This window comes from Streptococcus mitis (genome assembly GCF_002860865.1).
Classification (GTDB): Bacteria; Bacillota; Bacilli; order Lactobacillales; family Streptococcaceae; genus Streptococcus; species Streptococcus mitis_AT.
Genome location: NZ_PKIE01000008.1, coordinates 46558 through 52617 on the forward strand (window position 1 = coordinate 46558; position 6060 = coordinate 52617).

Annotated in this window: 6 protein-coding genes; all 6 read left to right on the forward strand. The window is 39.6% G+C overall.

The genetic code is table 11. The annotated features are described in order from the left end of the window. Positions 1-6 precede the first annotated feature (6 nt). The 6 genes from CYK18_RS09450 to CYK18_RS09475 all read left to right on the forward strand — a co-directional run bounded on the left by CYK18_RS09450 (position 7) and on the right by CYK18_RS09475 (position 5906). Positions 7-930 carry a carbohydrate ABC transporter permease gene (locus CYK18_RS09450; protein ID WP_023945674.1) on the forward strand — a complete coding sequence of 308 codons (924 nt, stop codon included), beginning with the start codon at positions 7-9 and terminating at the stop codon, positions 928-930. A gap of 104 nt (positions 931-1034) precedes the next feature. Then, positions 1035-2519, forward strand: a complete 1485-nt coding sequence (locus CYK18_RS09455; protein WP_101786309.1) for an ABC transporter substrate-binding protein — start codon at positions 1035-1037, stop codon at positions 2517-2519. Positions 2520-2750: 231 nt separating this feature from the next. Beyond that, positions 2751-3440, forward strand: coding sequence for a CPBP family intramembrane glutamic endopeptidase (locus CYK18_RS09460; RefSeq protein WP_101786311.1), 690 nt, complete (start codon positions 2751-2753; stop codon positions 3438-3440). Positions 3441-3509: 69 nt separating this feature from the next. Then, on the forward strand, positions 3510-3806 hold the full coding sequence (locus CYK18_RS09465) for a bacteriocin immunity protein (RefSeq protein WP_180948045.1): 297 nt from the start codon (positions 3510-3512) through the stop codon (positions 3804-3806). A 131-nt stretch (positions 3807-3937) separates the two neighbouring features. Continuing rightward, positions 3938-4924 carry an oxygen-dependent tRNA uridine(34) hydroxylase TrhO gene (trhO, locus tag CYK18_RS09470; RefSeq protein ID WP_101786313.1) on the forward strand — a complete coding sequence of 329 codons (987 nt, stop codon included), beginning with the start codon at positions 3938-3940 and terminating at the stop codon, positions 4922-4924. 121 nt (positions 4925-5045) lie between these two features. Then, the gene (locus tag CYK18_RS09475; RefSeq protein WP_101786315.1) at positions 5046-5906 is read left to right on the forward strand and encodes a DUF4299 family protein; all 861 of its coding nucleotides are present in this window, start codon (positions 5046-5048) and stop codon (positions 5904-5906) included. The last annotated feature ends 154 nt before the right edge of the window (positions 5907-6060 follow it).

Sequence of the window (6060 nt, forward strand, 5' to 3'; positions counted from 1 at the left end):
GAGAATATGGCAGAAAAGAAAATTAAAAAAGAAAAAATTGATAATGTCGGCATTCACTCCTTCAGTAAGAAAGCAGATATCTTTTTCAGTATTATTTCTGGTTTGATTGCCCTCTCTTGTATCCTACCCTTTGTTTTCGTTATCGTTATTTCGGTGACAGATGAAAAGAGTATCCTCCAAAATGGATATAGCTTCTTCCCATCTCAATTTGGATTAGACGGTTTTGAGTTCTTGGCACAGTTTAAGGATAAAATCCTCCAAGCCCTCTTCATCTCAGTCTTTGTAACAGTGGTGGGGACTATCACAAACGTCTTTATCACAACAACCTATGCCTACGCCATCTCACGGACAACCTTTAAGTATCGCAGATTCTTTACGATCTTTGCCCTTCTTAGTATGTTGTTCAACGCTGGTTTGGTACCAGGCTATATTGTGGTCACTCGTTTGCTTCAACTCGGTGATACAGTTTGGGCCTTGATTGTTCCAATGCTTCTCTCACCATTTAACATCATCTTGATGCGTTCCTTCTTCAAGAAGACAATCCCAGAAGCCATTCTTGAATCTGCTCGTATCGATGGTGCCAGTGAAGCCCGGATCTTCTTCCAAATCTGTTTGCCATTGTCACTACCAGGTATTGCAACCATTACGCTTTTGACAGCTCTAGGTTTCTGGAATGACTGGTTCAACGCCCTTCTTTACATCAAGAGTGACAACTTGTATCCATTGCAATATTTGCTCATGCAAATCCAACAAAATATGGACTACATCGCCAAAGCAGTCGGCCTGTCTGGTCAACTGGGAGTTGCTCTACCGAAAGAAACCGGACGTATGGCCATGGTTGTGGTGGCAACCCTTCCAATCGCGATTTTGTATCCATTCTTCCAACGCTACTTTGTAAAAGGTTTGACTATCGGTGGTGTGAAAGAATAGTGCTTGTTGAGAAAAATCATTTCTCATTTCCAAACTTCCCTTGCGTGAAGTTAAGATCATTACATTGTTTATAAGTTTAAAAATAAAAAAAAGGAGTTTTTGTCATGAAAAACTGGAAAAAATATGCTTTTGCATCTGCTAGCGTAGTCGCTTTGGCTGCTGGTCTCGCTGCTTGTGGAAACCTTTCAGGTAACAGCAAAAAAGCTGCTGACTCAGCTTCAGGTGAAAAAACTGTTATCAAAATGTACCAAATCGGTGACAAACCAGATAACTTAGATGAATTGCTAGAAAATGCTAACAAAATCATCGGTGAAAAAGTTGGTGCTAAATTGGATATCCAATATCTTGGATGGGGTGACTATGATAAGAAAATGTCAGTTATCACATCATCTGGTGAAAACTACGATATCGCCTTTGCATCTAACTATGTTGTAAATGCTCAAAAAGGTGCCTATGCTGACTTGACTGACTTGTATAAGAAAGAAGGGGCAGAGCTTTATAAAGCACTTGACCCAGCTTACATCAAAGGTAACAGCATTAACGGTAAAATTTACGCAGTTCCAGTTGCAGCCAACGTTGCATCATCTCAAAACTTCGCCTTCAACGGAACTCTTCTTGCTAAATACGGTATCGATATTTCAGGTGTTACTTCATACGAAACACTTGAGCCAGTCTTGAAACAAGTCAAAGAAAAAGCTCCAGATGTAGTGCCATTTGCGGTTACTAAAAACTTTATCCCATCTGATAACTTTGACTACCCAGTTCCAAACGGACTTCCATTCGTTATCGACCTTGAAGGAGACACTACTAAGATCGTAAACCGTTACGAAGTACCTCGTTTCAAAGAACACTTGAAGACTCTTCACAAATTCTATGAAGCTGGATACATTCCAAAAGACGTAGCAACAAGCGATACTTCATTTGACCTTCAACAAGATACTTGGTTCGTTCGTGAAGAAACAGTAGGACCAGCTGACTACGGTAACAGCTTGCTTTCACGTGTTGCAAATAAAGATATCCAAATCAAACCAATCACTAACTTCATCAAGAAAAACCAAACAACACAAGTTGCTAACTTTGTCATCTCAAACAACTCTAAGAACAAAGAAAAATCAATGGAAGTGTTGAACCTCTTGAACACTAACCCAGAACTTTTGAACGGTCTTGTTTACGGTCCAGAAGGCAAGAACTGGGAAAAAATTGCAGGTAAAGAAAACCGTGTTAAAGTCCTTGATGGCTACAAAGGAAACACTCACATGGGTGGATGGAACACTGGTAACAACTGGATTCTTTACATCAACGAAAACGTTACAGACCAACAAATCGAAGATTCTAAGAAACAATTGGCTGAAGCTAAAGAATCTCCAGCACTTGGATTCATCTTTAACACTGACAATGTGAAATCTGAAATCTCAGCAATCTCTAACACAATGCAACAATTCGATACAGCTATCAACACTGGTACTGTAGACCCAGATAAAGCTATTCCAGAATTGATGGAAAAATTGAAATCTGAAGGTGCCTACGAAAAAGTATTGAACGAAATGCAAAAACAATACGATGAATTCTTGAAAAACAAAAAATCATAAGATCAATTGATTTCGTGTATTCATTCCTAATTCCTAAAAATTGAATCACTGTTTTCCTCAGGCTTATCTGGGGGAGGCAGTGATTTTTTGAAATGAGAGCATAGATATCCGTGTTCTTTATCACTATTTAACCATTCAGGAAATCTCAAGTACCATTTAGGATTTGGAGTAAGGATTTAGGAAAATATAGCTTATATTAGAGATGTCTTGAGTTTACAAAGGAGAGTTCATATGAAAAAGTATCAACTTCTATTCAAAATAAGTGCAGTTTTCTCTTACCTATTTTTCGTATTTGGTCTTTCTCAGCTGACGTTTATTGTTCAAAATTATTGGCAATTTTCTTCCCAGATTGGCAATTTCGTCTGGATTCAAAATCTCTTGAGTTTGCTATTTAGCGGAGTCATGATTTGGATTCTGGTTAAGACAGGTCATGGTTATCTCTTTCACATTCCGAGAAAAAAATGGCTTTGGTATTCGATTTTGACAGTATTAGTGGTAGTGCTCCAGATCTCTTTTAACGTTCAGACAGCTAAACATGTTCAGTCAACTGCTGAAGGTTGGGCCGTATTGATCGGTTATAGTGGGACCAACTTTGCTGAGCTAGGTATCTATATAACTTTGTTCTTTCTGACTCCACTTATGGAAGAGCTAATCTATAGAGGATTAATGCAACACGCCTTTTTTAAGCATTCGAGATTTGGCCTTGATTTGCTTCTTCCGTCAATTTTATTTGCTCTTCCTCATTTTTCAAGCCTGCCTAGTTTGTTAGATATCTTCGTCTTTGCAACATCTGGCATCATCTTTGCTAGTTTGACCCGCTATACCAAGAGCATTTATCCTTCCTATGCGGTGCATGTGATTAATAATATTTTCGCGACATTACCATTTTTGCTGACTTTTTTACACAGGGTATTTGGGTAAAATATTGGTATGAGAGTTAGGAATGATAGTTTATCAAATTTATAAGTGAGTTTCAGGAGGGAAATAAGAATAACAGCATTAAAATGGTTTGCAGGAGGAAGTGAAAGGCGTTGTGAAGCCATGACGATCATAGATAACCTACTGGAAGGTATAAACAATACGCCTCAACTTACTCCCTTGAAAAATCTGTTAGTGAGTTATAAAAGACGATTAGAGGACGATGGGACCTCTACCCCATTTATATTGAGTCAAATGAATGTTGACATCTCACGTATGTTAATTGACAATAAGCTGATTCTGTCAGAAAGTCAAGCTGAGCAGATCAAAAAATTGAGAGAATTATCTGCTATTCGCTATGCTTACTGATGAAGTGCAGGGATAAGCACCTTTCTACAATTTCCAGTCAAATAAATTGCATTCGTTTTCTCAAGCAGGTATACTAGTATAGTTAGATAAAAAATTCTGAAAATTTAAGAATAGAAAAGAGAACAAATCTTATGGCAAAAGATATTCGTGTCTTACTTTACTACCTTTACACTCCAATTGAAAATGCAGAGCAATTTGCTGCAGACCACTTGGCTTTCTGTAAATCAATCGGCCTTAAAGGTCGTATCCTAGTCGCTGACGAAGGAATTAACGGAACAGTTTCAGGTGACTACGAAACAACTCAAAAATACATGGACTACGTTCACAGCCTCCCAGGCATGGAAGACCTCTGGTTCAAGATTGACGAAGAAAGTGAACAAGCCTTCAAGAAGATGTTCGTTCGCTACAAGAAAGAAATTGTCCACCTTGGTTTGGAAGACAACGACTTTGATAACGACATCAACCCACTTGAAACAACAGGTGCTTACTTGTCTCCAAAAGAATTCAAAGAAGCTCTTCTTGACGAAGATACCGTTGTCCTTGACACACGTAACGATTATGAGTATGACCTCGGACATTTCCGTGGGGCTATCCGCCCAGATATCCGCAACTTCCGTGAGTTGCCACAGTGGGTTCGTGATAACAAAGAAAAATTCATGGACAAGCGCGTCGTGGTTTACTGTACAGGTGGTGTTCGCTGTGAGAAATTCTCAGGCTGGATGGTCCGTGAAGGCTACAAGGATGTTGGCCAATTGCACGGAGGAATCGCAACTTACGGTAAAGACCCAGAAGTCCAAGGTGAGCTTTGGGATGGGAAAATGTACGTCTTTGACGAGCGTATTGCAGTAGATGTTAACCATGTCAACCCAACCATCGTAGGGAAAGACTGGTTTGATGGAACACCATGTGAACGTTATGTCAACTGTGGAAATCCATTCTGTAACCGTCGTATCTTGACATCAGAAGAAAATGAAGACAAGTACCTTCGTGGATGCTCACACGAGTGCCGTGTTCACCCACGTAACCGCTATGTTTCAGAACATGAATTGACACAAGCTGAAGTTGTCGAGCGCCTAGCCACTATCGGTGAAAGCTTGGATCAAGCAGCTACTGTATAAGATTAAACAGTCCTCAGGGGCTGTTTTTCTATGCTTTTTACTCAAAAATCTAAAGTTTGTTTCTGTATCTTTCAGAAAAATAGGGTATACTATATGTAAACGATTTCAAAGGAGCCCAGTTATGACGAAAACATTTTTTATTCCAAATAAACAGAGCATTTTAGGAGAACAGGAAATTTTGACTGCCAAGTCTACCTTGGCCTTGCTAGACGGTTTGGAGTCACATAGCTATGATGCCGTCTATCTCCGTCAGCCTCTTAATCGTCTCGAGTATGTCGAGTGTGCGATAGTGGGACAATCACAATTTCTCTTTAAGGTCAGTTATGCTGATGGTCAAAAGGCTTACCGTGTCGATCTTCCTGACCTACTAACGAAGACAGACTGGCAGATTATCAAGTCATTTTTAGATGCTCTGCTTGCTTATACAGGAACTGAGATTGAGGGGCTAGATGGTTTTGATTTTGAAGCTTATTTCCAAGCAAGTATTCAAGCCCATCTGACAGACACTGCAGCCCGTTTTACGATTTGCCAAGGAATTTTTAATCCTATTTTCTTTAGTCATGAGGATTTGAAAAGCTTTTTAGAGGAGGATGGCTTGGCACAGTTTGAAGCGCGTGTACGTGCGGTTCAAGAGACGGATGCTTACTTTGCAAGAGTTTCCTTCTATCAGGATGGAGAAGGCCAAGTGCACGGTGTTTACCATCTGGCTCAAGGCGTCAAGACTGTTTTACCGAGAGAACCATTTGTTCCTGCTGCCTATATTGAGCAATTGGTGGATAAGGAAGTCCAGTGGGAGATTGACTTGGTTCAAATCACAGGAGACGGCTCTAAACCAGAAGACTATGAAGCCATCGCTCGCTTGGACTATGCAAAATTCCTAGAATCACTACCATCAGCATATTACCACCAACTAGACGCCAATCAATTAGAAATTCAACCCATCCTAGGACAAGATTTTAAAGTAATAGCACAAGAAGAGTAAAGCAGAAGCAGGTCAATCGACCAATGTCATTAAGTTAAGAAATTCAAATACAATTCTGTATTTGGGTTTCTTTTTTATGTGATAAACTTATAGTTAAGGAGGGATTTCCCATGATAAAACAAATAAAAGCCCACTTGAATAATAGTATTCAGAG